General features: G+C 61.6%; 24 protein-coding genes. 12 read left to right on the plus strand and 12 right to left on the minus strand.

Annotation, left to right across the window (positions count from 1 at the left end):
• The first annotated feature begins 50 nt into the window (after positions 1-50).
• Positions 51-1,178, plus strand: a complete 1,128-nt coding sequence (locus FHT79_RS17835) for an HPP family protein (protein WP_183903830.1) — start codon at positions 51-53, stop codon at positions 1,176-1,178.
• Positions 1,179-1,205: 27 nt separating this feature from the next.
• Here FHT79_RS17835 and FHT79_RS17840 read toward each other — a convergent pair whose 3' ends face one another.
• From FHT79_RS17840 to FHT79_RS17855, 4 genes are all read right to left on the minus strand, one after another.
• Entirely contained in the window at positions 1,206-2,486 is a 1,281-nt protein-coding gene (locus FHT79_RS17840; protein ID WP_047619657.1) for a diguanylate cyclase, read from the minus strand.
• A 158-nt stretch (positions 2,487-2,644) separates the two neighbouring features.
• Complete coding sequence (locus FHT79_RS17845; RefSeq protein ID WP_348649677.1) at positions 2,645-3,319, minus strand: GntR family transcriptional regulator; 675 nt, start codon at positions 3,317-3,319, stop codon at positions 2,645-2,647.
• Between the two features lie 52 nt (positions 3,320-3,371).
• Entirely contained in the window at positions 3,372-4,037 is a 666-nt protein-coding gene (locus FHT79_RS17850; protein ID WP_183903832.1) for a GntR family transcriptional regulator, read from the minus strand.
• A 124-nt stretch (positions 4,038-4,161) separates the two neighbouring features.
• Positions 4,162-6,051, minus strand: coding sequence for a sugar phosphate isomerase/epimerase and 4-hydroxyphenylpyruvate domain-containing protein (locus tag FHT79_RS17855; RefSeq protein WP_183903833.1), 1,890 nt, complete (start codon positions 6,049-6,051; stop codon positions 4,162-4,164).
• Positions 6,052-6,266: 215 nt separating this feature from the next.
• On the opposite strand from FHT79_RS17855, the gene FHT79_RS17860 reads away from it, so the two are divergent.
• The 8 genes from FHT79_RS17860 to aroQ all read left to right on the plus strand — a co-directional run bounded on the left by FHT79_RS17860 (position 6,267) and on the right by aroQ (position 12,385).
• Positions 6,267-7,097, plus strand: a complete 831-nt coding sequence (locus FHT79_RS17860) for a transporter substrate-binding domain-containing protein (RefSeq protein ID WP_028755647.1) — start codon at positions 6,267-6,269, stop codon at positions 7,095-7,097.
• 107 nt (positions 7,098-7,204) lie between these two features.
• On the plus strand, positions 7,205-7,648 hold the full coding sequence (locus FHT79_RS17865) for a type II 3-dehydroquinate dehydratase (protein WP_028755648.1): 444 nt from the start codon (positions 7,205-7,207) through the stop codon (positions 7,646-7,648).
• A 16-nt stretch (positions 7,649-7,664) separates the two neighbouring features.
• Positions 7,665-8,333: an amino acid ABC transporter permease gene (locus tag FHT79_RS17870; RefSeq protein WP_028757714.1), complete on the plus strand. Its 669-nt coding sequence runs from the start codon at positions 7,665-7,667 to the stop codon at positions 8,331-8,333.
• Between the two features lie 9 nt (positions 8,334-8,342).
• Entirely contained in the window at positions 8,343-8,984 is a 642-nt protein-coding gene (locus FHT79_RS17875) for an amino acid ABC transporter permease (RefSeq protein ID WP_028755650.1), read from the plus strand.
• A 92-nt stretch (positions 8,985-9,076) separates the two neighbouring features.
• Entirely contained in the window at positions 9,077-9,808 is a 732-nt protein-coding gene (locus tag FHT79_RS17880) for an amino acid ABC transporter ATP-binding protein (protein ID WP_049810853.1), read from the plus strand.
• A gap of 159 nt (positions 9,809-9,967) precedes the next feature.
• Entirely contained in the window at positions 9,968-10,795 is an 828-nt protein-coding gene (locus tag FHT79_RS17885) for a shikimate dehydrogenase (RefSeq protein WP_097545034.1), read from the plus strand.
• 32 nt (positions 10,796-10,827) lie between these two features.
• Entirely contained in the window at positions 10,828-11,874 is a 1,047-nt protein-coding gene (locus tag FHT79_RS17890; protein ID WP_210304789.1) for a Gfo/Idh/MocA family oxidoreductase, read from the plus strand.
• 55 nt (positions 11,875-11,929) lie between these two features.
• A complete protein-coding gene (gene aroQ, locus FHT79_RS17895) occupies positions 11,930-12,385 on the plus strand; it encodes a type II 3-dehydroquinate dehydratase (RefSeq protein WP_183903834.1) in 456 nt (151 codons plus the stop codon).
• Between the two features lie 154 nt (positions 12,386-12,539).
• Here the strand turns inward: aroQ and FHT79_RS17900 are convergent, their stop codons facing one another.
• The 8 genes from FHT79_RS17900 to FHT79_RS17935 all read right to left on the minus strand — a co-directional run bounded on the left by FHT79_RS17900 (position 12,540) and on the right by FHT79_RS17935 (position 20,685).
• Complete coding sequence (locus FHT79_RS17900; RefSeq protein WP_028756414.1) at positions 12,540-13,469, minus strand: electron transfer flavoprotein subunit alpha/FixB family protein; 930 nt, start codon at positions 13,467-13,469, stop codon at positions 12,540-12,542.
• Positions 13,470-13,496: 27 nt separating this feature from the next.
• On the minus strand, positions 13,497-14,246 hold the full coding sequence (locus FHT79_RS17905) for an electron transfer flavoprotein subunit beta/FixA family protein (protein ID WP_183903835.1): 750 nt from the start codon (positions 14,244-14,246) through the stop codon (positions 13,497-13,499).
• Positions 14,247-14,255: 9 nt separating this feature from the next.
• Positions 14,256-15,686, minus strand: a complete 1,431-nt coding sequence (locus FHT79_RS17910; RefSeq protein ID WP_183903836.1) for an aldehyde dehydrogenase family protein — start codon at positions 15,684-15,686, stop codon at positions 14,256-14,258.
• A 14-nt stretch (positions 15,687-15,700) separates the two neighbouring features.
• Positions 15,701-16,435, minus strand: a complete 735-nt coding sequence (locus tag FHT79_RS17915; protein ID WP_183903837.1) for an ABC transporter ATP-binding protein — start codon at positions 16,433-16,435, stop codon at positions 15,701-15,703.
• Positions 16,432-17,250: an ABC transporter ATP-binding protein gene (locus FHT79_RS17920; protein WP_183903838.1), complete on the minus strand. Its 819-nt coding sequence runs from the start codon at positions 17,248-17,250 to the stop codon at positions 16,432-16,434. The genes FHT79_RS17915 and FHT79_RS17920 overlap by 4 nt, the downstream gene beginning before the upstream one ends.
• On the minus strand, positions 17,247-18,557 hold the full coding sequence (livM, locus tag FHT79_RS17925) for a high-affinity branched-chain amino acid ABC transporter permease LivM (RefSeq protein WP_127431054.1): 1,311 nt from the start codon (positions 18,555-18,557) through the stop codon (positions 17,247-17,249). The genes FHT79_RS17920 and livM overlap by 4 nt, the downstream gene beginning before the upstream one ends.
• A gap of 17 nt (positions 18,558-18,574) precedes the next feature.
• Positions 18,575-19,492 carry a branched-chain amino acid ABC transporter permease LivH gene (locus FHT79_RS17930; protein WP_127431055.1) on the minus strand — a complete coding sequence of 306 codons (918 nt, stop codon included), beginning with the start codon at positions 19,490-19,492 and terminating at the stop codon, positions 18,575-18,577.
• A gap of 77 nt (positions 19,493-19,569) precedes the next feature.
• Entirely contained in the window at positions 19,570-20,685 is a 1,116-nt protein-coding gene (locus FHT79_RS17935) for an ABC transporter substrate-binding protein (protein WP_127431056.1), read from the minus strand.
• A 307-nt stretch (positions 20,686-20,992) separates the two neighbouring features.
• On the opposite strand from FHT79_RS17935, the gene FHT79_RS17940 reads away from it, so the two are divergent.
• The 3 genes from FHT79_RS17940 to FHT79_RS17950 are packed head-to-tail and all read left to right on the plus strand — an operon-like array spanning position 20,993 to position 25,960.
• Positions 20,993-23,074, plus strand: a complete 2,082-nt coding sequence (locus FHT79_RS17940; protein ID WP_183903839.1) for a hydantoinase/oxoprolinase family protein — start codon at positions 20,993-20,995, stop codon at positions 23,072-23,074.
• Positions 23,075-23,084: 10 nt separating this feature from the next.
• The gene (locus FHT79_RS17945; RefSeq protein ID WP_183903840.1) at positions 23,085-24,752 is read left to right on the plus strand and encodes a hydantoinase B/oxoprolinase family protein; all 1,668 of its coding nucleotides are present in this window, start codon (positions 23,085-23,087) and stop codon (positions 24,750-24,752) included.
• Positions 24,749-25,960 carry a pyridoxal phosphate-dependent aminotransferase gene (locus FHT79_RS17950; RefSeq protein ID WP_183903841.1) on the plus strand — a complete coding sequence of 404 codons (1,212 nt, stop codon included), beginning with the start codon at positions 24,749-24,751 and terminating at the stop codon, positions 25,958-25,960. The genes FHT79_RS17945 and FHT79_RS17950 overlap by 4 nt, the downstream gene beginning before the upstream one ends.
• The last annotated feature ends 1 nt before the right edge of the window (position 25,961 follow it).

Raw genomic sequence — 25,961 nt, forward strand, 5'->3', positions numbered from 1 at the left:
CTGCTCTTCCTTCATCCGCCAGATAATCCTCGTTCGAAATTGGTCTTGTCATGCAGTTTCCCGTTTCCCCGAAGGTGGGACCGAGCCGCTTCCGCCGCTTCCGTCTGTTCTCACCGATCCTGGCCGGTGCGACCTTGCGGGAGCGATTGATCGCATGCCTCGGCGCTTTGCTGGCCATTGGTCTGACCGGCGTCATCAGCGGCTATCTGTTCGGGCAGGGGCCGCATCTGCCACTGATCGTCGCGCCGATGGGGGCGTCCGCGGTGCTTCTTTTCGCGGTGCCGGCAAGCCCGCTGGCGCAGCCATGGTCGATCATCGGCGGCAATACGATTTCAGCGCTGATGGGGATTGTGGCCGCCTATTTCATTCGCGATCCGATCATCGCGACCGGTGTCGGCGTTTCGCTTGCGATCGGCGCAATGTCCTTCACGCGCTGCCTTCACCCTCCGGGAGGAGCCGCGGCCCTGACCGCCGTGCTCGGTGGTCCTGTCGTTGCCGGCTGGGGCTTCCTCTTTCCCTTCGTGCCCGTCGCTTTGAACTCCTGCATTCTCGTCGGCCTTGGCCTGCTGTTCCACAAGCTTTCCAAGCGGAATTATCCGCACGTCGTTCTCAAGGCGGAGAACACCCATCAGACGATCGACCTGCCGTCGGCCGCGCGGGTAGGGTTCCGCGAGGAGGACGTCGATGCGGCTCTCGAAGCGCTCGACGAAACCTTCGATATCGACCGGGCAGACCTCGGCCGACTGCTGCAGCAGGTCGAGCTGCAGGCGGCCATCCGCTCGAACGGCAAGATCAGCTGTGCCGATATCATGTCGCGTGACGTGATCGCCATCGGGGAAACGTCGGAACCGGATGCCGCGCGTCACCTTCTCTTGAAGCATAATATCCGCACCCTGCCGGTGAAGGACCCGGAGGGCCGTCTCATCGGCACCGTCGGCCTGCGGGAATTGTCCGGAAGTACCGAGACGATCGCACACGCGATCTCGAGGCCGGCGGTGGCGAGACCTTCGGATGCCGCTCTTTCACTGTTGCCTGTGCTGACCGACGGGCGCACACATGCCGTCATCGTCGTTGATGACGATTACCGAATCCTCGGCCTGATATCGCAGACGGATCTCCTGAGCGCCGTGGCGCGATTGCTGCCGAACGACAGCGCGCCGGTTCCGGTTGTGGCCTGAGAAAGCCGTCGGCGTCATGCGCCGGCATTACGCGCCTGGCAAATCCGCTTTATGCCGCGCCACCCGATTGCGGCCCGCCTGTTTGGCGAGATAAAGCGCCGCATCGGCCTGGCGCTGGAGTTCCTCTACCGAAATTGCCTGACTGTTCGGCGCGTGAGTGGCCACTCCGATGCTGAGGGTGACGTAGGGAGCGACGCGGGATGCGGGGTTCGGAAGGGAGGCGGCTTCAACCCGCTTGCGAATATTGTCGGCGACGGCAACCGCCTCCTCACCATCCAGTCCAGGAAGCAGGACAAGAAATTCTTCGCCGCCATAACGGGCCACGTGATCGCGACCGTGCCTCACGCTGCTCTGAATAATGCCGGCGACCTTCACCAGACAGCGATCACCCTCGGCGTGCCCAAGGCTGTCATTCAGGTTCTTGAACTGATCGATGTCGCACATCAGCAAGGAAGCGCCTTCGGGACAGGGCTCGTCGATGCCCCAGAGGCGATTGAGCATCTCCATCATCCAGCGCCGGTTGGCGATGCCGGTCAGGGGATCGGTTCTCGCAAGCAACTCGAGGCGCGCATTTGCGTCGGCCAGTTCCGCCACGCGGCTTCGGTCCCGAAGTTCGAGAAGGAAGGCCTTCTGGGCCAGGATCGTCATCGTGCGTCGCGCCACGACGGTTGCAACGACACCACTTGCAAAAAACAGCGTCGCAGCCACGGCGCTTCCCAAGTCAAGCCCCGGATTATGAAGCTGGAAAAACAGATAGAGACCGAGCGCCGATGCTGCGATCATCACCGTCCAGGCCATCGGGACGGCGAAGATGATCATCGCGGTAATCGCCACGACCAGCATGATGTTCAAATGCCGCTCATAAAACGCGCCACCGGCGCTGACGCCCACCAGGGCGACCGAGAGCAGGATGAAGAACATGCCGGCGATCAGAGAGAGCCCCTGCAGCCAGGATGCGCGCGGTTTTCGCCAGACGAAGGCGGTGGCCAGGGCTGCAGGCGGAAGGATGCAGGCGGGCAAGAGCATCGACAGCACGATCGGCAGTGGAAGCAGGATGGCGTTGAGGCCCAAGGTCACGCCGTCCAGCAAAGCGACCCAGATCATCCAGGCGCGAATGATCTTGGCCGCCTGCGACCACGAACGTTTCCGAAAAAGTCCGTGAAGCTCGCCTTCCAGGCGGATGTCGCGTGTGCGGCCCGCCAGGAGGCGCTCGACCTCCGCCATGACAGCTGGACTTCGCACCTGAAGCGGCGTCCGCGTGGATGCGCTCGCCGGGTTCACCGAAACTGCGTTCTCCTGAACGTCCATCTGAGCGGATTTAGTGGAGCATCTCCCGCAGGCAAGAACAATGAAGCTTCAGACCGTGTTTCCGTGCGCCCCAAAGTTGTCGAAATGATCGGTTTGCATCGATGTGGCACACATCGCTCTTCGTCATCTCCAAGGCCGGTACCGGGTTGTAAGCGGCTTTAGAAAATCTTGCTGCTCTTCAGGACATGCTCCACGCCGCTTTGAACGTGCTGCCTGAGAACAGCCTTTGCACCTTCGCCATCCCTGCCCAGCGCGAGCTCGAACAGCAGCTTGTGATCGTCGACCACCGCCTTGCCGCGGAAGCTCTCGGCCAGCAGGTGATAGCGAAGGAAGCGGTCGAAGACCGAGGAAAGGCTCGCCATCAACGTCGCCGAATTGCAGGCAGAAACGATCGCCTGGTGAAATTCCCAGTCGTAGCGCACCCAATCGATCGTGCGCGAGGCATCACCAGAGAGCAGCCGGCGCTCCGCAGCCGCGAGCTTGTGATGCGCGGCGACGATCCGGCCTTCCCATTCCAGATCGCCGGCCGCAAATGCAAGGTCCATCGCATGGGTCTCCAGCACGATGCGCAGATCGGCGAGTTCCATCAATTCCTGGCGTGAGGCGGGACTGACCTCGAAGCCCCGTTGCCCTTCGGCGATTACCAGATTTTCTGTCGTGAGGCGGCTCAGGATCTCGCGCAGCGACGACACGCTGATCGAATAACGCTCCTTGGCCTGCTCGAGCTTTATCTTGGTGCCGGGCGGCAATATGCCGACGATGATATCCTGCCTCACCTGGCGAAAGACCACGTCACTGATGGTTTCGCCTGTTTCGCCCGATCGCGCGAGCACGGCTTCTCCTGATTTCACTTCCGTTCTCCGCGATTCATGGTTCGAGCCGTCACTACCGCAATGCGTTGCGGGCGAGTGCATGCGCCACGCCGTCCTCGATGTGGACGGTCAGGACCTGCTTCGCCATCTGCTGGTCCCGCCTCAAGGCAGCATCCAGAAGCTGCTGGTGTTCCTTAGCCGCGATTTCGCCGCGATAGGACAATGCGACCATCTGATAGCGCAGATATTTGTCGAACACGACGGAATGCATTTCCATCAGAAGCTTCGACCCGCAGGCGGAGATCAGCGCCTGATGGAATTCCCAATCATATCGCTTCCAGTCTTCCGCCTGGCCGGTATCGCCGGTGGCCATCACCCGCTCCATGCGCGACAGCTTGTAGTGAGCGGAAACCAAGCGGGCTTCCCATTCCACGTCGCCGAATTCGAAGGACTGTTCGAGCGCGTGGGTTTCCAGCAGCAGACGGAGCGCCGCAATCTCCCTGAGATCGGTGGCCGACACGGGCGAAACCTCGAAGCCGCGCTGCCCTTCGGCAACCACCAGGCCTTCGGACGAGAGCCGGTTCAGAATTTCCCGCAGGGTGCTGACGCTGGTTTCGTATGTTTCTTTGAGGCTTTCCAGTTTCAGCTTCTGCGCCGGCGCCAGGCGGCCGAATATGATATCCGCACGAATGCGCCGGTAGCTGCTTTCCGCCACGGTTTCATTGGTTGTATTCAGCAACTTCGATTCTTCTCTGACATTTTTTCGATCCTCCTATATAATTGGCTATCCTCGTCACATTCAATCGCGCGTGAGTGCCTGCGGAAACTAATTTTTCTCATAGGATCGCGGTAACGCGAGTTATTTACATTTTCGGCAATCCTTCCGGCCGCATCAGCTTCTTCAGGGCGGCAATACGGAAGATGGCGTTCGGTGCGCCGTAGCCGCGATAGTTCCGCCGCTCGACGATCTCGAAGAAGAAGCCTTCGCCATAGGTGCCGCTGTAGAGCTGGAAATATTCGCCGTGCTCATCGCGGTCGTAGAGAATGTTTTCCGCCTTCAGCCCCTCGGTCAGGTCGGGGTCCAGGCCGAAGCGGGCTTCGACATCGCGATAATAGTTCGGCGAGATGTGCAGCGGCCGGAAGCCGTTTTTGCGAAGTGCTTCGGCGGTGGCGAAGATATCATCGGTATCGAAAGCGAGATGCTGGATGCCCGATCCGAATGTTTCCGCGATGAAATGCCCGGCGAGTGTCCGGCGGTTTTCCGCGCCGTTCAGGGTGATGCGCAGCGAACCCGATGCGTTCTCGACCACCTGGCTGCGGACCACGCCGGCCGGATCGATAATATCGACCATCGGCGTTTTATGGGTTTCGAAGATCGAACTATAGAAAAGCAGCCAGGTCAGCATTTCGTCATAGGCCACGGTCTGGGCGACGTGGTCGATCCTGAGCAGATGCGCAGGCACAATTTCAGCCTCGTCTTCGACGGGCATGAAGTCGATTTCGGAGAAGCGGCCGAGATCGCTTTGGTCATCAAGCAGATAGATCAATCCACCGCCGACACCGCGTATCGCCGGGATTTCGACTTCACCGGCGGCGACCGGCTGGCTGAATGGCTCGGCGTCAAGCGCCACGGCCCGCGCGAAAGCCTGTTTCGCATCGTCCACGATCAGCGCCATCGCATAGGCCGAGGTGCCGTGGACGGCAAACGACGCGTTGGTGAAACCCTTTTCCTCGGTATTGACGATGAGGCGGATGTCGCCCTGCTGGAAAATGCTGACTTTCTTCGAACGATGCGCCGCCGTCTTGCGGAAGCCGAGCGTGCGCAGGATCCCGATGAGGTCGGCAGCATCTTCCTCGTCGGTGGAGAATTCCACGAAACCGACGCCCCTGACCGTCGCCCGGTCCGGCATGGAGGCAACACTGAGAGTTTCCGTGCCGGGAGCCCGGCGTACCTGGTCGCCGAGATAAATCAGCGAGCGATGGCCGTCTGCCGCGATCGAGCGCGCCTGCCCGCCGCGGAACTGGTCGTTGAAGATTTCCAGCGAGAAATAGCCGTCATAACCGGTCGCGGCGACGGCGGCGGTAAAGGCCGTGACCGGCAGGTCGCCTTCGCCCGGCATATTGCGGAAATGCCGGCTCCAGTAGAGCAGGTCCATGTCGATCAGCGGCGCATCGGCGAGTTGCACGATGAAGATCTTGTCCTTCGGGATGGAGCGGATCGAATTGATGTCGATCTTCCGTGACAGCGTGTGAAAGCTGTCGAGGATCAGGCCGACATTCGGATGGTCGGCCCGCCGGACGATCTCCCACGCGTCCCGGTGGTCGTTGACATGGCGGCCCCAGGCGAGCGCTTCGTAACCGATCCTCAGGCCGCGCTTCGCCGCCCGCTCTCCGAGGTCGTAAAAATCCGCCGCAGCGCGATCGACGCCGCCGAGGGAGACCGGCGAGACGTTGGAGCAGACCAGCACAAGATCGGTGCCGAGTTCCTGCATCACATCGAACTTGCGCTCCGCCCTGTCGAAGGTTCTCTGCCGGTGGGAGGCCGGCATGCCCTCGAAATCGCGGAAAGGTTGGAACAGGGTGATTTCCAGCCCGTGATCGCGCACCATCTTTCCCACATCGGCAGGACTGCCATCGAAGGCCAGGAAGTCGTTCTCGAAGATTTCGACACCGCCGAAACCGGCCTTGGCGATTGCCTCCAATTTTTCGGGCAGCTCGCCGCTGATTGAAACCGTCGCTATCGAAGTCTTCATCCCAGTCTTCCTCCTTTTTGGAAAGCCGTTTCCACACCTGCTGGTGCAGATTGATTTCATAATTTAAGCCTGGATTTCCATGTCGAAATCGATTTTATCATATATTATCGAAAAACTCTGTTGATTTAAAGATACTCCCATGGCAGTTTTGCATGGTCGTCAGCAAACGGAGTGCTGACAGGGTCCCCATGGGATCATGAGAGGAGGAGCACGAAATGTTCGAATTGAAAGTGAAGCGCCGTCACGCGTTGTTTGGAGCGGCAGCGCTTGTGGCCGCGTTTTCCATGGCGCAGCCCGCTGCCGCCGTCACGCCCGCCGAGATCAAGGCAAAGGGCAAGCTGGTCGTCGGTATCCAGGGCGACAACCCGCCGTGGGGCTTCGTCACCAGCGCCGGCAAGCAGGATGGCCTCGACGCCGACATCGCGACGCTGTTCGCCAAGGAGCTCGGCGTTGAAGTTGAATTCGTCCCGCTCGAAGTCAATAACCGCATTCCGGCGCTGACCACCGGCCGCGTCGACGTGCTCTTCGCGACCATGGCCATGTTGCCCGATCGCGCCAAGGCCGTGCAGTTCAGCAAGCCTTACGCTGCCAATGCGATTGTGTTGATCGGTCCGAAGGACAAGTCGATCAAGACCAATGAAGATATGGCTAATCTGACGATCGGCGTCGCCAAGGGCGCAGCCCAGGACACCCAGGTCACCAAGAACGCGCCGGCGACGGCAACCATCCGCCGTTACGACGGTGATGCGCCGAGCATCCAGGCTCTCGCATCCGGCCAGGTCGAGGCTCTGGGGGGCAATATTTTCTATATGGACCGCGTGGAGAAAGCCGTTCCCGGCAAGTTCGAGAACAAGCTCGAATTCCAGAAGCTCTACAACGGCGCCTGCACCCGTCTCGGCGAGAAAGAGCTCAACGCCGAGCTGAACACCTTCATCGACAAGATCAAGGCCAATGGCGAACTCAAGAAGGTCTACGACAAGTGGATGAAGGTCCCGGTTCCCGAATTCCCGGCGAGCCTGGAAGGCATTCCGTTCACCGTGAACTGATCCGCGGTTCTCGGCCGTACTGACCACTTGCAAGGCGGCATCCGCACGACGCGATGCCTGCGCCGGTGCTGTGCAATGCACGGTACCGGTGCACCTGGAGCTTGAAAATGAGCAACACGATCTTTGTCCTGAACGGGCCGAATCTCAACCTTCTCGGCGAGCGCGAACCTTCGGTCTACGGCACGACCACACTTGCCGACATCCGGGACCGGTGCCATGCCAAGGCCGGTGCGCTCGGTTTTGTCGTGGATTTTCGACAGACCAATTTCGAGGGCGAACTGGTCGAGTCCGTGCATCAGGCGCGCAAGGAAGCCTGTGGCATCATCATCAACCCCGCCGGATACACCTTCACGTCGGTCGCCCTGCTGGATGCGCTGAAGACATTCGATGGGCCGAAGATCGAGCTCCATATCTCGAACGTGCATGCCCGCGAAAGCATCTATCACAATTCGCTGATCTCCCGCACCGCGACCGGCATCATGATCGGCTTCGGCGCCCGAGGCTACGAGTTGGCCATCGAGGCGATGGCCGGAATGGCGAAGGCATCCTGATCTCCAGGGAAGAACCATGAACTACACATTGGATTTCACCCCCGTTATCGATGGCCTGCCCGATCTCCTGGCCGCCTGTCTCGGCACCTTCCTGCTTGCCATCTCAGGCATGATCCTGGCCATTATCATCGGCATCGGCGGCGTGGTGCTCCGCCAGTCCCGTTTCAAGCCGGTCCGCTGGCTGGTGATCGCTTTCATCGAGATCATCCGCAACACGCCGTTCCTGGTGCAGATCTTCTTCATCTATTTCGCCCTGCCGCTGGCAGGCGTGCGGCTGGATCCGACGCCGACGGCAATCATCGCGCTCGGCATCAATGGCGGTGCCTACGCGATCGAGATCATTCGCGGCGGCGTGCAATCGATCTCCAAGGGGCAGGTGGAGGCAGGGCTGGCGCTCGGCCTGCACAAGGCCCAGGTCTTCCGTCTGATCGTCCTGAAGCCGGCGCTTCGGGCAATCTTCCCGTCGCTGACCAGCCAGTTCGTGCTGCTGACGCTGTCCACCAGCATCGCGTCGGCGATCTCGGCCTATGAGCTGACCTCCGTCTCCCAGCGGATCGAGTCCGACAGTTTCCGCAGCTTCGAGGTCTATTTCACCGTGACGGCGTTCTACCTCGTCATTTCCTGGCTGATGATGCGTCTCTTCGCGTTCTTCTCGGCCCGCTACTTCAGCTATCCGGTCAAGTGAGGGCGCTTCATGGGTCGCGATGAATTTTTCTTCCTGCTCCTCGGCCTGAAATGGACGGTCGCCCTGTCCGCCGTCGGGTTCGTCTGTGGCGGCATCGCCGGGCTCGGCATAGCGCTGGCAAGGACGTCGGGCATCCGGTCGATCGAGCGGATCACCGCCGGCTACATCGCCGTCTTCCAGGGCACGCCCCTGCTGATGCAGCTCTTCGTCGTTTACTATGGCCTGGCTCTCATCGGCATCAGGCTCGACGCCTGGGCCGCTGTTTCCGTCGGGTTGACGCTGCATGCAAGCGCCTATCTCGGCGAGATCTGGCGCGGCTCGATCGAGGCGGTTCCGCGCGGCCAGACGGAGGCGGCCAAGGCGCTTGCCCTCAGCTATGTCTGGCGGATGAAGAATGTCATCCTGCCGCAGGCGCTGCGCATCTCGCTTCCGGCAACGATCGGCTTCCTCGTCCAGCTCATCAAGGGCACATCGCTTGCGTCGATCGTCGGTTTCACGGAGCTGACCCGTGCCGGCAACATCGTTTCCAACCAGATCTTCCAGCCGCTGACGGTCTTTGCCGTGGTCGGCGCCCTGTACTTCCTGATGTGCTGCCCCCTGACGATCTACGGCGCGCGTCTCGAGCGCAGGTTTGCGGCATCGGCGCGGTAGGCAACGCTCATGACGCGCAAGCCTCCCACAATTTCTGAAGACGGAGTTTAACGATGAGCGACCGCTCGACTACGGCGAATGCCGCTGAGATGATGATTACGATGGCGGGCGTCGAGAAGTGGTATGGCGCCTTCCAGGCGCTTCACAACATCGACATCTCGGTGCGTAAAGGCGAGAAGATCGTCCTGTGCGGACCATCCGGCAGCGGCAAGTCGACGCTGATCCGCTGCATCAATCACCTGGAGACATACGAGAAGGGTGAAATCCGCGTCGGCGGCATCCTTCTCGGGCATCAGTCGAAGACGATCGATGCGGTGCGCCGTGAGGTGGGCATGGTCTTCCAGCAGTTCAATCTCTTTCCGCACCTGACAGTGCTGCAGAACTGCATGCTGGCGCCGATGAAGGCGCTCAGGCTCGGCAAGGCGGAAGCCGAGGCGAGAGCCCGGCAGCTGCTTGAGCGTGTCAAGATTTCCGAGCAGGCGGAGAAATATCCCGCCCAGCTTTCCGGCGGCCAGCAGCAGCGTGTCGCAATCGCCCGGGCGCTTTGCATGCGACCCAAGGTGATGCTCTTCGATGAGCCAACATCGGCGCTCGATCCGGAAATGGTCAAGGAAGTGCTGGACACGATGATCGACCTCGCCAGGGAAGGCATGACGATGATCTGCGTCACCCATGAAATGGGTTTTGCCCGTCAGGTCGCCGACCGCGTCATCTTCATGGCGAGCGGGGCGATCGTCGAGGAGGCGTCGCCGGTCGAGTTCTTTTCCAACCCGAAACACGAGCGCACGCGGAAATTCCTGGGCGAAATCCTCGGCAGGCACTGACGTGTCGCGGATCTCAGCGCAATGCCTGCCGGCGCCGCGTCATGTCGCGCCGCCCTCACGAAAACAGCCTTTGCCCAGCCGGTTGGCCGGCCGGGCGTTCGAAGCCGCCCAAGGTGCTCCCATGCCGCAGCCAAAGCGAAATCCAGAAGGTTCAAGCCGATGATCAGCGGCACTACGAAGCTCATCGCGCATCTCGGCTATCCCACGCATTCGTTCAAGGCCCCGCTGATCTACAATCCCTATTTTGAAAAGAACGACATCGATGCGGTCGTGGTCCCGATGGGATGCCGGCCGGAAGACTATCCGGCGTTCCTGAAACTGGTCTTCCGGCTTTCCAACATCCACGGCGCGCTCGTGACCATGCCGCACAAGATTTCCACCATGGCCTTGCTCGGCGAAGTCTCGAAGAGCGCCCAGGTGGCCGGCGCCTGCAACGCGGTGCGGCTCGGCCCAAACGGCACGCTGATCGGCGATATGTTCGACGGCGAAGGCTTCGTGCGCGGCGTGCTGCGCCGCGGCCGCCAAGTCCGCGGCAGCCGGGCGATGATGATCGGCGCGGGCGGCGTCGGCTCGGCGATCGCCGCCTCGCTCGCGCAGGCAGAGATTGCCGAACTCGCGCTCTATGACGCCCATGTGCCGATGATGAACGGCCTGGCCGACCGGCTCCGTCTCCACTATCCCACTCTCAAGGTAACGACCGGTTCGGCCGATCCCGCCGGCTACGATATCGTCGTCAATGCGACGCCGCTCGGGATGAACGACAACGACCCCCTGCCGCTTGACGTGTCGCGCATCTCGCCCTCCGCATTCGTGGGGGAGGTGGTGCTGAAGCAGGAGATAACGCCCTTCCTGGCCGCGGTGCGGGCGCGCGGTTGTGAATTCCAGGTGGGGGTCGACATGCTGTTCGAGCAGATCCCCGCCTATCTCGAGTTTTTCGGCTTTCCGACGACCACCGCAGAAGAACTTCGGGCGATCGCCAAGGTGTGAGGCGGTCTGCCCTTAAGCAAGGAGCGAATTTCGTGTCCCAGAAAATTGTGCTGATGGGAGCAGGGCTGATCGGGCGGGAGCATGCCGCGCTGCTGCGCGCCAATCCCCGCGTCGAACTGGTCGGCGTCGCCGACGTTTCCGAGGCGGCGAAAGCCGTTTCCGACGAGTTCGGCGCGCGGTTTTTCACCGACATTGGCGAAATGCTCGATCGCATGAGACCGGACGGCGCCATCATCGCCCTGCCGAACGCCCTGCACGTGGAAGCGGCGCTCGCCTGCGTCGAGCGCAATATTCCCTGCCTTGTGGAAAAACCGATCGCCGACTCGCTCGATGCTGCGATGCGGCTCGTCGCGGCCGCCGAGAAGACTGATGTGCCGGTGTTGATCGGCCACCAGCGACGCCACAGTCCCGATATCGCCAAGGCTCGTCAGATCGTGGCCGACGGCATCCTCGGCCGGTTGGTCGCGGTCAACGCCATGTGGATGACGGACAAGCCCGCTGCCTATTTCGACGCGGCATGGCGCCGTGAGCCAGGCGGCGGGCCGCTGCTCATCAACCTCATCCACGACATCGATTGCCTGCGCTTCATCTGCGGCGATATCGACGAGGTCATGGCGTTTACCTCCAACGCCGTTCGATCGTTCGAGGTTGAGGATACGGCGAGCGTCAGCGTCCGCTTCGCAGGCGGCGCCCTCGGGACGCTTCTGATGAGCGACACGGCGGTGTCGCCGTTCAATTGGGATACAGCGGCCGGACAGGCGCTCTATTTCCCGCACCAGCCGGAAAATTCCTACCATCTCGCCGGCACGAAGGCCGCATTGTCGATCCCGTGCATGGATGTCTGGCGACACGAGACCGAAGCCGGCCACTGGCAGCATCCCCTGGTGCGCCAGCACATCACGCTCGACGGCAGCCGCGCTTACGAAAACCAGCTCAACCATTTCGTCGATGTCATCGAAAGCAAGGCCGAGCCGCTCATTTCCGCCCGGGATGGCGCGATGACACTTGCCACCGTGCTGGCAATCGCCCGGGCCGGCCGGGAGAACCGCACCATCGCCGTTTCGGAAATGCTGGCCTGAACCTGCTTCGAGCGCCCGGCGATGACACGGCTCCAAACATGACAAGGACTCGAGCATGAGCACTATCTACGTTCTCAACGGACCGAATCTGAACCTCCTCGGCAAGCGCCAGCCGCATATCTACGGGCATGAGACGCTTGCCGACGTGGAGAGGGATTGCCGCCGGGTGGCGGACGAACTCGGGCACCAGATCCGCTTTCACCAGAGCAATCGCGAATACGAGATTATCGACTGGATCCATGAGGCGCGTGAGGATGGCGCCGGCATCGTCATCAATCCCGCGGCTTTCACCCACACCTCGGTCGCCATCCTCGATGCGCTCAACGCGTTCGAGCAGCCGGTCATCGAGGTGCACATTTCGAACGTCCATAAACGCGAGAGCTTCCGGCACCATTCCTACGTGTCGCTGCGCGCCGACGGCGTTATCGCCGGTCTCGGCACGGAGGGGTACCAGCTGGCGATCCGCCGTATCGCCACGTTGATCAAAATGTCAGGCCCAAGTGCAGTTTAGCGCCTCCAAGTCGCCTGTTTTCAGTTGCGGCATAGGTTGTCGCCGACAGTGTTCGAATGCAGCCTGCGACCAGTCGGCGCTCCCCTGTCGTCGGAGGCGAATCATGCGGAGGTGAGCGCGACGTTGTGTTTGGCTTGCCGCGCCTCCACGCTGTTCAGAGCGCCTTTTGCAATTCCGGCAGGACGTCGAAGAGATCGGCGACCAGTCCGTAGTCGGCGACCTGGAAGATCGGCGCCTCCTCGTCCTTGTTGATGGCGACGATCACCTTACTATCCTTCATCCCGGCCAGATGCTGGATGGCGCCCGATATACCGCAGGCGATATAGAGCTGCGGCGCCACCACCTTGCCGGTCTGGCCGACCTGCCAGTCGTTCGGCGCATAACCGGCATCGACGGCCGCACGGCTTGCCCCGACGGCAGCCCCGAGCTTGTCGGCAAGCGGCAGGATGACCTCCCGGAACTTCTCGGCAGAGCCGAGCGCCCGGCCGCCGGAGATGATGATCTTCGCAGACGTCAGTTCCGGCCGGTCGGAGGCCGACAGCGCATCGGCGACGAAGCGCGACAGAGCGGGATCGGAAACCGCTGCAACCGTCTCGATCGGCGCGGAGCCGCCTTCGGCTGCGGAGGCGAAGGAGGCGGTGCGCACGGTGATGACCTTCTTGGCATCGGTTGCCTGCACCGTCTGGATGGCATTGCCGGCATAGATCGGCCGCTTGAAGGTATCGGCAGAGATCACCTCGATGATCTCGGAGACCTGGGCGACATCGAGCAGGGCAGCGACGCGCGGCAGCACATTCTTGCCGACCGACGTCGCAGCCGAGAGGATCGTGTCGTAGCTGCCGGCCAGCGAGACGATCAGCTCGGCCAGCGGTTCGGCCAGGTTGTTGGCCAGCGCATCGCTTTCGGCCAGCAGCACCTTGGAGACGCCGGCAAGCTTGGCAGCCGCATCGGCAGCAGCCTTTGCGCCCTTGCCGGCGACCAGCACATGCACGTCGCCGCCGATCTTGGACGCTGCCGTCAGCGCCTTGGCGGTCTGGTCGGAGAGGCTTGCATTGTCGTGGTCAGCCAGAAGAAGAATGGTCATGATTTGATTGCTCCTGTTCCCAGCTGATTACAGCACGCCGGCTTCGTTCTTGAGCTTGTCGACCAGCTCGGCGACCGACTTGACCTTGACCCCGGCCTTGCGGCCGGACGGTTCCTCGGTCTTCAACACCTTGAGGCGCGGTGTGGTGGAGACGCCGAAATCGGCAGGAGACTTCTTGTCGAGCGGCTTCTTCTTCGCCTTCATGATATTCGGCAGCGAGGCATAACGCGGTTCGTTCAGACGCAGGTCCGAGGTGACCACCGCCGGCAGCTTGATCTCGATCGTCTGCAGGCCGCCATCGACCTCGCGGGTGACGGTCGCCTTGCCATCGCCGATCTCGATCTTCGAGGCGAAGGTCGCTTGGGGCATGCCAAGCAGTGCCGCCAGCATCTGGCCGGTCTGGTTCGAATCGTCGTCGATCGCCTGCTTGCCGACGATAACAAGGCCGGGCTGTTCGGCATCGGCGACAGCCTTGAGGATCTTGGCAACCGCCAGCGGCTCGACCGCATCGTCGGTCTCGACCAGGATCGCCCGGTCGGCGCCCATGGCAAGGGCCGTCCTCAGCGTCTCCTCGGCCTTGGCAGGACCGATCGACACCACGACAACTTCCTCGGCCTTGCCGGCTTCCTTCAGCCGCAGCGCCTCTTCCACCGAGATCTCGTCGAACGGGTTCATCGACATTTTCACATTGGCAAGCTCGACACCCGTGCCATCCGGACGAACCCGGATCTTCACGTTGTAGTCGACAACCCGTTTGACGGGCACGAGAATTTTCATCGGTTTTCCCTATGCAAGCGTGTAGGCGGTTTTGACCGAGGTGTAGAATTCCGCGGCATATCGGCCCTGTTCGCGCGGGCCGAAGGACGAGCCCTTGCGGCCGCCGAACGGCACGTGGAAATCGACACCGGCCGTCGGCAGATTGACCATGACCATGCCGGCTTCGGCATTGCGCTTGAAATGCGTCGCATGTTTCAAGCTGGTGGTGGCGATCCCGGAGGAGAGGCCGAAGCTGGTATCATTGGCGACGGCGAGCGCCTCGTCGTAATCCTTCACCCGGATGACGGCGGCGACCGGGCCGAAGATTTCCTCCCGCGCGATCCGCATCTGGTTCGTCGCTTCGGTGAAAAGTGCGGGTTCGAGATAGAAGCCGGGTGTCGCCCGTTCCAGCCTGTTGCCGCCGAAGGCGAGCCTTGCGCCTTCCTGTTGGCCGATATCGATATAGTCGGTGTCCTGCCTCAACTGGCCTTCGTCGACGACTGGACCGATATGCGTGCCGCTCTTCAGAGCATCGTCGACGACAAGCCCCTCAAGACGTCTGGTAAGTGCCGCCACGAAGCGGTCGTGAATGCCTTCCGTCACGATCAGCCGTGAGGATGCCGTGCAACGCTGGCCGGTGGAGAAGAAGGACGAATTGGCGGCCGCCTCGACGGCGACCTCGAGATCGGCATCGTCAAGGACCACGAAGGGGTTCTTGCCGCCCATCTCCAGCTGGAACTTGCGATTATGCTCGATCGACGCGAGCGCGACACGCTTTCCTGTCGCTGCCGACCCGGTAAAGGTCAGGGCGTTGATATCGGGGCTGTCGAGCATCGTCTGGCCGACCACGCTGCCGCGTCCCATGACGAGATTGACGACACCGGCCGGCGCGCCCGCCCGATGAAGGATCTCGACGAGGGACCAGGCCGAGCCCGGCACGAGATCGGCGGGTTTCAGGACGACCGTATTGCCATAGGCAAGGGCAGGCGCGATCTTCCAGGCGGGGATGGCGATCGGAAAGTTCCAGGGCGTGATCACCCCGACGACGCCGACCGGTTCGCGGGTGATGTCGATGCCGACGCCGGGGCGAACCGAGGGCAGCGTTTCTCCCGACAGCCTGAGAACCTCGCCCGCAAAGAAATCGAAGATCTGGCCGGCGCGGGTAACCTCGCCGATCGCCTCGGGCAAGGTCTTGCCTTCCTCGCGGGCCAGCAGGCGTCCGAGCTCCTCCTTGCGCGCCAATATCTCGTCGCCGGTCTTCTTCAGAATGGCATGGCGAACCAGGATCGGCGATTGGGACCAGGCTGGCAGAGCCGACTTCGCGGCCGCGATGGCAGCCCTGACGTCATCGGCGCCGGCGCGGGCAAATTCGCCGACGACGTCATGGGTGTTGGACGGGTTTATGTTCGCCGAAGCGTCGCCGGCAACCCATTCCCCAGCGATCAGGTTCTTGTGCAGCATGGAAATCCCTGAGTTCAGTGCAGTCCGAGATAGGCCTTGCGGACGTCTTGGTTGTCGAGAAGGGCGGCGCTGTCGCCGGAGAGATGAATGCGACCGTTGACCATGACATAGGCCCGCTGGGAGAGCTTCAAGGCGTGATTGGCGTTTTGCTCGACGAGAAATATCGTTTTGCCCATTGCAGCAATTTCCCGCAAAACCTCGAAAACGCGCTTGACGATCAACGGCGCCAGGCCGAGCGAGGGTTCGTCGAACAGGATCAATTCGGGACGCGCCATCATGGCGCGGGCGATGGCGAGCATCTGCTGTTCGCCGCCGGACATGGTGCCGGCGGTCTGGTTTCGACGCTCCTTGAGACGCGGAAAGAGCTCGAACATGGTGTTCCGGTCTTCTTCGAAATGGGCCATGCCGATCGGCGTCGTGCCCATCATCATATTCTCCTCGACGGACATCTCCTGGTAGATCTGCCGGCCTTCCGGAACGAGTGCGATGCCACGCCGGGAAATCCTGCTGGTCAGCATATGGGAGATATCTTCGCCACGATGCAGGATCTTGCCCGATGAGGCGCGCGGCGCGCCGAAAATGGAGGAAAGCAGCGTGGTCTTGCCGGCGCCGTTTGCGCCGATCAGGCTGACGATCTCACCGGCTAAGATATGGACGTTTACCGCCTTCAGCGCTTCGACCGCGCCGTAATGGGCATGGACGCCGGCGAATTCGAGAAGCGGTACCTGCGTGTCGGACGACTGGCTCATGCTGATACCTCTTCTTCGCTGACACCGAGATAAGCGGCGACGACGGCCGGATCATTGGCGACGTGCTCAGGCGTGCCGTCGGAGATTACCTCACCATGATCGAGCACGACGATGTGGTTCGAAATGCGCATGACGAGACCCATATCGTGTTCGATGACGAGAACCGTCTGATCGTGATCGGCACAGAGCCGCTGGATGACTTCCGCCAGATCCAGCGTTTCGGAGGGGTTCAAGCCCGCGGCTGGTTCGTCGAGGCATATGAGGCTCGGGCCCGTGCACATGGCGCGAGCGATCTCGACGCGGCGCTGCCGGCCGTAAGGCAGTTCACCGGCCAGGCGGTTGGCGTCGTCGGCAAGCTTCATCTGCCCGAGCCAGTAATAGGCACGATCGATGGCCTCTCCCTCGGCCTTGCGGAACGCTCCAGTCCGGAAAACACCGCTGAGGATGTTGTTGCGGGTGGTGAGGTGCTGGGCGATCAGAAGGTTCTCGATAACTGACATTTCCTTGAACAGGCGGATGTTCTGGAACGTCCTGGCAATCCCGGCGCGTGTCACGAGGTGCGAGCCGCCGGTAATCGGTTTCGTCACCAACTGGCCGATATCGGTCGGGCCTTCGCGTCCGTTCAGCATGATGCTGCCTTCGCTGGCGCGATAGAAGCCGGTGATGCAGTTGAACATCGTCGTCTTGCCGGCGCCGTTGGGACCGATCAGGGCGGTCACCGCGCCGCGTTCGACCGAGAAGCTGACGTCCCGGTTGGCGACGATGCCGCCGAACCGCATCGTGACATTCTGCACGTCGAGAATAGGGCCGTTCATCGTCCCGCCTCCGCCTTGCCCTCAAAGGACAGTTCGTTGCCGATGCCTTCTTTCATCGAGCTCGGAAAGAAGGCCGGGCGCTTGATGCGGACCAGGCCACGCGGTTTCCAGATCATCATCACCACCATCAGAATGCCGAAGACGAGAACGCGGTATTCGGCGAATTCGCGCAGAAGTTCCGGAAGAATGGTGAGAACGAGCGCTGCCGAGATGACGCCGGCCGTCGATCCGAGGCCGCCAAGGACGACGATGGCCAGGATGAGGGCGGATTCGAAGAAGGTGAAGGATGTCGGATTCACGAAGCCCTGCTGTGCGGCAAAGAAGACGCCGGCCAGGCCACCTGTGGAGGCGCCGAGCATGAAGGCCGTGAGCTTTGTGAAGACGTGATTGACGCCGAGCGAACGACAGGCGATCTCATCTTCGCGCAGCGCTTCCCACATGCGGCCGAGAGGGATGACGCGCAGCCGCTCCACGGCGTAGATGACGAAGCAGACGACAAGAAACAGCACGAAATAGAGAAACCAGAACCGGTAGTCCGCGCTGTAGGGGATGCCCAGATATTCATGAATGGGAACGCCGCCCTGTTTGGCGGTACGAGTGAATTCGAGGCCGAGGAAGGTGGGTGCCGGAACCGGAGCGCCGTTCGGCCCGCCGGTGAAATCAAGCCAGTTGTTCAGCACAAGACGAATGATCTCGCCGAATCCGAGCGTGACGATGGCAAGGTAGTCGCCATGCATCTTGAGAACGGGAAAGGCGAGGACCATGCCGAAGAGGCCGGCCAGGAATGGGGCGAGCACCAGAGCGCCCCAGAACCCGATGCCGAGATATTGCGATCCGAGCGCCAGGAGATAGGCGCCGACGGCGTAGAAGGCGACGTAGCCAAGATCGAGCAGGCCAGCAAGCCCGACGACGATGTTGAGCCCCAGGCCGAGCAGGCAATAGATCAGGGCGAGGATCGCGATACCCAGGAGGTATTTGTCGGCAAAAAACGGTAGGCTCAGCCCTGCGAGAAACAGCACGGCAAGGAGCAGCGCCGGCGACCTTTCCTTGCCGGTCATGACGGTCACGCCGGCACCGTTGCCTGCGATGCGCCGGATGAGTTTTCGGCCGGGGCTGCTCATCTGGAACAGCGAGAGTGCTAGACGTCCTGCCGTGACGACGGCAGCCAGCAACACCGCGCGTATCAGTTCGTTGGTGAACGAAAATCCCTCGAGCACCAGTCCCGAGATCGGACCGAACAGGATGAGGGAGACCGTAAAGGTGAGGAGCGCTTGCCTGACGAGCGCGCGAAGGCGATTGGATTCCATGGTTTCTTGCTCCTCTCTCAGACTTTCTGGATTTCCGGCCGGCCAAGCAGGCCATACGGTCGGAAAAACAGGAGGGTGATGAGCAACGCAAAGGCGAAGACGTCCTTGTAGTCGGTGCTGACATAGCCTGCGAACAGAGCCTCGGTCAGGCCGAGGACGATACCGCCGAGCACGGCGCCGGGCAGTGAACCGATCCCGCCGAGCACTGCGGCCGTGAAGGCCTTGATGCCCATGACGAAGCCGATGAAAAAGTTGAAGGAGCCGTAATTGAAGGTGACGAGCGTGCCGCCGACGGCGGCCGTGGCCGCGCCCATGACGAACACGGCCGAAATGATCCGGTCGGTGTTCACCCCCAGTATCGCGGAGATCCGGATATTCTGCTGGGTGGCACGGCATTCGCGGCCGATCCTGGTGTAGTTGATCACATAGGTCAGTATGCCCATGGCGATCAGCGACGCGAACAGGATCACCGTCTGCATATAGGTGATCTGTGCGAAGTGGACATCGCCACCGATGCGAAACGCACCCTGGATGAGTGTCGGCACGCCCTGGTCGCGTGCGCCCTGAGCGATCTGGACATAGCTCTGCAGCATCAAGGAGATGCCGATGGCCGATATCAGCGGAGCAAGCTTGGTCGAGCCGCGAAGCGGCCGATAGGCGACGCGTTCGATCACCCAGCCATAGACGGCCGTGATCGCGCAGCTGATCACCAGCACGGATATCAAGGCGAAGGGAACCGACTGAACGCCGAAATAGCCAAGCACGGCGAGTGTGATGGCGGCGATATAGGCCGATACCATATAGACGTCGCCATGGGCGAAGTTGATCATCCGGATGACGCCGTAGACCATGGTGTATCCGACCGCGATCAGACCGTAGATCGTCCCCAGCGTGATGCCATTGAACAATTGTTGAACCAGGATGTAAAAGTCCATGGTGAACCCCTCTTATGGTTTTCGGGGATGGATAAGCCGGCCGAACCTTGCGGTCCGGCCAACTCGGGCAAAATGCCTTACTTCACCAAGACAGGGGTTCCCTTGTCGTCGAAGTTGTAGAAGACGAACTTGAAGTCCTTGATGTCGCCCTTGGCGTCCCAGGTGATTTTGCCGATGGCAGAATCGACCGTGTTGTTGCGGAGATAGTCGGCCTGGGCCTCCAGCTCGTCGCCGGCCTTCAGCGCAGCGACGATGGCCTGCGCATTGGCGTAGCCATAGAGCACGTAGTTGGCCGGCGTGATGTTGGCTTTCTTCAACGCATCCTGGACGCCCTGCGTGGAGGGATCGGCCAGCGGATCGGGCGTCGCCGAATAATAGACGTTCTTCAGATTCTCAGGCCCGCCGGCGGCTGCGACGAGTTCCGTCTGCGCGAAAGCATCGCCGCTGACGACGACTACGTCGACACCCTGTTCCTTCAGCTGGCGGATCAACGGGCCGCCTTCGGGAATGAGGCCGCCGAAATAAACGGCGTTGGCGCCGGAGCTCTTGATCTTGGTGACGAGCGCGTTGAAGTCACGTTCGCCACGGGTCAGGCCTTCGTACATCACCGGCTTGATTCCGCGTGCTTCGATCGTCTTCTTGACGGCGTCCACCAGGCCCTGGCCATAGGTGTCCTTGTCGTGGATGAGCGCGATCTTGTCCCGCTTCAGCGTATCCAGGATGAAGCTGCCGGCGACGACGGCCTGCTGGTCATCACGGCCGCAGCCACGGAACAGATTGTCGAAACCGCGATCGGTGACGGTCGGATTGGTCGAGGACGGCGTCATTTCGAGGATGCCGGCATCATTGTAGATTTCCGAAGCCGGGATCGTGTTGGACGAGCAGAAATGCCCGATCACGGCCTGAACCTTGTCCTGGTCGACGAAACGATTGGCGACGGCCACGGCCTGCTTCGGTTCGCAGGCGTCGTCACCCTTCACCAGTTCAATCTTCTTGCCATTGATGCCGCCCGACGCATTGACGTCGCTGACATAGGCGGACACGCCGCTGAACACCTGCTCGCCGAAGGTCGCATTGGCGCCGGTAAAGGGGCCGGCGACGCCGATCTTGACCGTGTCGGCGGCCAAAGCGCTGGAAAACAGCAAGGCGGAGGCCACAGCGGTGGCGCTCAGAAGTTTCGAGATGGATTTCATGTGCTTTTCCCTCTGGTTGAAGCTCTCTGGTTTTTAGTGGTTCTCGACGCGGTTCAGTCCGCGTTCATGCTTCGCATCAAAGGCGAAGCTATTATTTTTGTTAGGTAATTTCTCTGCTCCGCAGTTGCGGAGAAGAGCGGATTTCGAGATTTTCGATCCTTTTCTTAATTGACACTTATATGATAAGTGACATATACGAAGATCGTCAAGCGGAAATGTTGCAGTGTCGTTTGCAACAGTGAAGAATGGCACGACGCATGGCTGCGCGAGCGCGGCCTCCAACGTTAAGAAAGCGGGGAACAAGACGGTGAGCAGCACGCCACGAAACTGCCGGGTGGGCGTCGATATCGGCGGCACCTTTACGGATATCGCTCTCGACCTCGATGGGACGCTTCACTCGACGAAGATCCTGACGGATTATACGGCACCGGAGCGGGCGATCCTCAAGGGCGTGAAGGCCGTCGCCGACATGGCGGGTATCGCTCTTTCAGAGATCGGCATCCTGATTCATGGCACGACGCTCGCCACCAATGCGCTCATCGAGCGGCGCGGCGCCAAAACCGCCTTCGTGACGACGGAAGGTTTTCGTGACGTGCTCGAGATGCGCACTGAGAACCGTTTCGAGCAGTATGATCTCAATATCTCCCTGCCGCCGGCGCTCATTGCCCGCGCCGACCGATTCGTCATCCGGGAGCGTATCGATGCGCAGGGCAAGGTTCTGCTCGCTCTGGATGAGGCTTCGGTCGCAGCCGTCGTCGAGAAGGTTGCCGCAGGCGGCTATGAAAGCGTCGCGGTCGGCTTCATTCATGCCTATGCGAATGGCGCGCACGAAGTCGCCGTCCGCGATGCGATCCTGAAGCGCCTTCCCGGCATTTCCGTTTCGATCTCGTCGGAAGTTTCGCCGCAGATGCGCGAGTTCGAGCGCTTCAACACGGTTTGCGCCAATGCCTATGTCAAGCCGGCGATCAAATCCTATCTCGACCGTCTCGTCGTGTCGCTGAAAGAGATCGGAGTCGGCTGCCCGGTCTTCATGATCCATTCCGGCGGCGGGATCGTCTCGGTCGAGAGCGCCTCCGAGTTTCCGGTGCGTCTGGTCGAATCCGGTCCGGCGGGCGGCGCGATCTTCGCGGCCGACATTGCCCGTCAATATGGTCTCGATACGGTTCTTTCCTTCGATATGGGCGGCACGACCGCCAAGATCTGCCTGATCGAAAACCAGGTGCCGAAGACGGCCAAGACGTTCGAAGTCGCGCGCACCTATCGATTCCGCAAGGGATCCGGCATGCCGATTTCCATCCCCGTCGTCGAGATGGTCGAAATCGGCGCGGGCGGCGGTTCGATCGCTTCGGTCGACGCAATGCGCCAGATCCGCGTCGGGCCGCACTCGGCGGCCTCGGAGCCCGGCCCGGCCTGTTATCAGCGCGGCGGCAAGAACCCCACCGTCACCGATGCGGACCTGATCCTCGGCAAGCTCGATCCCGCCAATTTCGCGGGCGGCGCCATCCCGCTTTCCGTCGAGGCGAGCCGCCGGGCAATGAGCGACGATATCGGCTCGGTCATCGGCCTCGATCCCGAAGCATCAGCTTACGGCACGTGCGAAATGGTCGACGAAAACATGGCCAATGCCGGCCGCGTCCACACCGTCGAGAACGGCAAGAACATTTCCGATTTCACCATGATCACCTTCGGCGGCGCCGGACCGCTGCATGCCGCGCGCCTCTGTGAAAAAATGGGCATCTCGACCTTCCTCGTTCCGCCGGGCGCCGGCGTTGGTTCGGCGATCGGATTCCTCAAGGCGCCGTTCGGCTATGAGTCCGTCCGCAGCGCCGTCTTCAACCTGTCGAATTTCGAATATTCCGAGGCCAACCGGCTCCTCCAAGCCATGAAGGCTGAGGCGTTGGGCTTCGTCGAAGGCGGGCTCGACGCGGGCTCCCCGGTGATCGAACGCACGCTGTTCATGCGTTATGCCGGGCAGGGCTGGGATATCCCGGTCCCGCTTGCCGATGACAATTTCGACGCCGCGAGTGCTGAGACGATCGCCGCCTCGTTCGAAAAGGAATATGAGCGTTTCTTCGGCCGCGCCATCGAAGGTCTCGATATCGAGATCGTCAGCTGGTCGGTCAAGGCGAGCTCGCCGCTGCCGCCGGTGGAGCGCGTATCCTCCATCGCCGAAGGCAATGTCGTGCAGCCGGGCAAGACCCGCCGCCTGTTCGAGGCTGCGCAGGGCGCCTATCTCGAAGCGGGCATTCACGAGCGTACCGGCCTGACGCCCGGCGACGTGGTAAAGGGCCCCGCCGTCATCGTCGAGCGCGAGACCTCGACGGTTCTCACCGCCTCTTTCAAGGCCGTCGTTCAGCGCGATGGCTGCCTTCTCGTAACCCGGATCTGAGGATAGTCACATGAACCAATCCATGATCGATATCCATATGCAGGTCATGTGGAACCGGCTGATCTCCGTCGTCGAGGAGCAGGCGCAGACGCTGATCCGCACGGCCTTCTCCACCTCCGTACGCGAGGCGGGCGATCTGTCGGCCGGCGTCTTCGACCTGGAAGGCCGCATGCTGGCGCAGGCGGTTACCGGCACGCCCGGCCACGTCAACGCCATGGCGGAATCCGTCGCGCATTTCATTGCCGATATCGGGCCGGACAATATCTTCGAAGGCGACGTCTACATCACCAACGATCCATGGAAGGGAACGGGCCATCTGCACGACATCACCGTCGTCACGCCCTCCTTCCATCACGGCAAGTTGGTCGGTTATTTTGCCTCGACCGCGCATGTCGTCGATGTCGGCGGTCGCGGTTTCGGCCCGGATGCCCGTGAAGTCTATGAAGAGGGCATCTTCATCCCGATCATGAAATTCTTCGAGCGCGGCGAGCTGAACCGGACGCTGATCCATATCGTGCGCAACAATGTCCGCGAAAACGATAAGGTCGTCGGCGACTTCTATGCGCTCGCCGCCTGCAATGAAACGGGCCATCGCCGGCTCGTCGACATGCTGACGGAATTCAATCTTCCTGATTTGTCGACGATCGGCGGCTTCATCCTCAAGCACAGCCGCGAGGCAACGCTGGAGCGGCTGAAGAATCTTCCGCACGGCTCCTGGGATTATAGCCTGGATCTCGACGGCTATGATGAGCCGGTGCATCTCGCCGCAAGACTTACCATCGGTCCCGAGGGAGTCGTGGTCGATTTCGATGGCACCTCCGGCATGAGCAAGTTCGGCATCAATGTGCCGCTCGTCTACGCCAAGGCCTATGCCTGCTACGGCATCAAATGCGTCGTGGCGCCGGAAATTCCCAACAATGCGGCCTCGCTAGCACCCTTCGACGTCGTGGCGCCGGAAGGCTGCATCCTCAATGCCAAGCGGCCGGCGCCGGTCGCCGTCCGCCACGTTCTCGGCCATTTCGTGCCGGACCTCGTGCTCGGCGCGCTGCATCAGGCGCTTCCGGGCCAGGTTCCTGCGGAGGGTGCCAGCGCACTCTGGAACCTGCATATGAGCGTGCGCTCCGTCTCCGATCAGATCGGCGGCAAGGGCGCGGAAATCCTGATGTTCAATTCCGGCGGCTCCGGCGCGCGTGCCGCTCTGGATGGCTTGAACGCCACCGCCTTTCCGAGCGGCGTGCACACGATGCCGATCGAGGCGACGGAAAATGTCGGCCCCGTCATCATCTGGCGCAAGGAGTTGCGCGAGGGGTCAGGGGGTGCCGGCGCGCAACGCGGCGGTCTCGGCCAGATGATCGAGATCGAAGCGGCCGAAGGTTTCAGCTTCCGCTTCTCCGCCATGTTCGACAGGCTCGGCCACCCCGCACGCGGCCGCGAAGGCGGACGGAGCGGCACGGCCGGCGCCGTTGCGCTCGACGACGGTACGGTTCTCAAGGGCAAGGGGCTTCAATTCGTGCCGGAAGGCCGGCGCCTCGTTCTGTCGCTTCCGGGCGGCGGCGGTTACGGCGATCCGGCAAATCGCCCGACTGACGCGATCGAACACGACCTGAGGCATGGATACATCACCGAAGAACAGGCTGAAGCCTACGGCAGGGGCCGGACCCAGGGAGGCAAGGCATGAATATGATTGCATTCGAAAGCAAGCGCGTCGCGACGATCAAATCCTCGCCGTCCATGGCGGTGTCGATCGCCGCCAAGGCGATGCGGGCCAAGGGAGAGCATGTCGTCGACCTCTCGCTCGGCGAGCCCGATTTCGATACGCCCGATCATATCGTCCAGGCGGCGATCGAGGCGATGCGCAAGGGGCTTACCCGCTATACCGCGCCGGACGGACTGGTGGAACTGCGCGAAGCGATCGTCGCCAAGTTCAAACGCGAGAACGGCCTCGACTACGCCATGGATGAGATTTCCATCGGCAACGGCGCCAAGCAGATACTCTTCAATGCGTTCCTGGCAACGCTGGAGCCCGGCGACGAGGTGGTCGTGCCGGCGCCTTACTGGGTCTCCTATACCGACATCGTCATCCTGCATGGCGGCATTCCCAAAACCGTGCCTTGCGGTGTCGAGGATGCCTTCAAGATCACAGCCGAGCGGCTGGAAGCAGCCATCACGCCGAAGACGCGGTGGTTCTTGTTCAACTCTCCCTCCAATCCGACAGGGGCGATCTATACGGCGGACGAACTGAAGGCGCTTGGCGCGGTGCTGGCGCGCCACCCCCATGTGGCGATCATGTCGGATGAGATCTACGAGCATATCGTCTGCGGCGAGGTGCCTTTCACGTCCTTCGTCGTCGCTTGCCCGGAGCTGAAGGACCGCACGCTCATCATCAACGGCGTATCCAAGGCCTATGCCATGACGGGATGGCGCCTCGGTTATGCGGCCGGCCCGCGGGAACTGACCAGGGCCCTCAACAAGCTTCAGTCCCAGAGCACGACCTGCCCGTCCTCCATCACCCAGTTTGCCGCCGCCGCAGCGCTCAACGGTCCCCAGGACTTCGTGACGACAGCGGTTGCCGAATACAAGGCGCGCGGCGAACTCGTCGCAAGGGGCTTCAGCGCGATACCCGGTCTTGAGGTGCGGGCACCGGAAGGGGCCTTCTACCTCTTTCCGAAATGCGCCCACTATATCGGCAAGACGGCGCCCGACGGCGCCGGGATTTCCAACGACACCGAATTGGCCTCCTATCTCCTCAGGGAAGGCAAGGTCGCAACCGTTCCGGGTGCCGCTTTCGGTGTCGAACCCTATATTCGCCTTTCCTTCGCGACATCGCGCGACAATCTTGCCATTGCCATCGAGCGCACCGCCGATGCACTGGCTAAACTTCGCTAAA

This window comes from Rhizobium sp. BK212 (assembly GCF_014197475.1).
GTDB classification, from domain to species: Bacteria; Pseudomonadota; Alphaproteobacteria; order Rhizobiales; family Rhizobiaceae; genus Rhizobium; species Rhizobium anhuiense.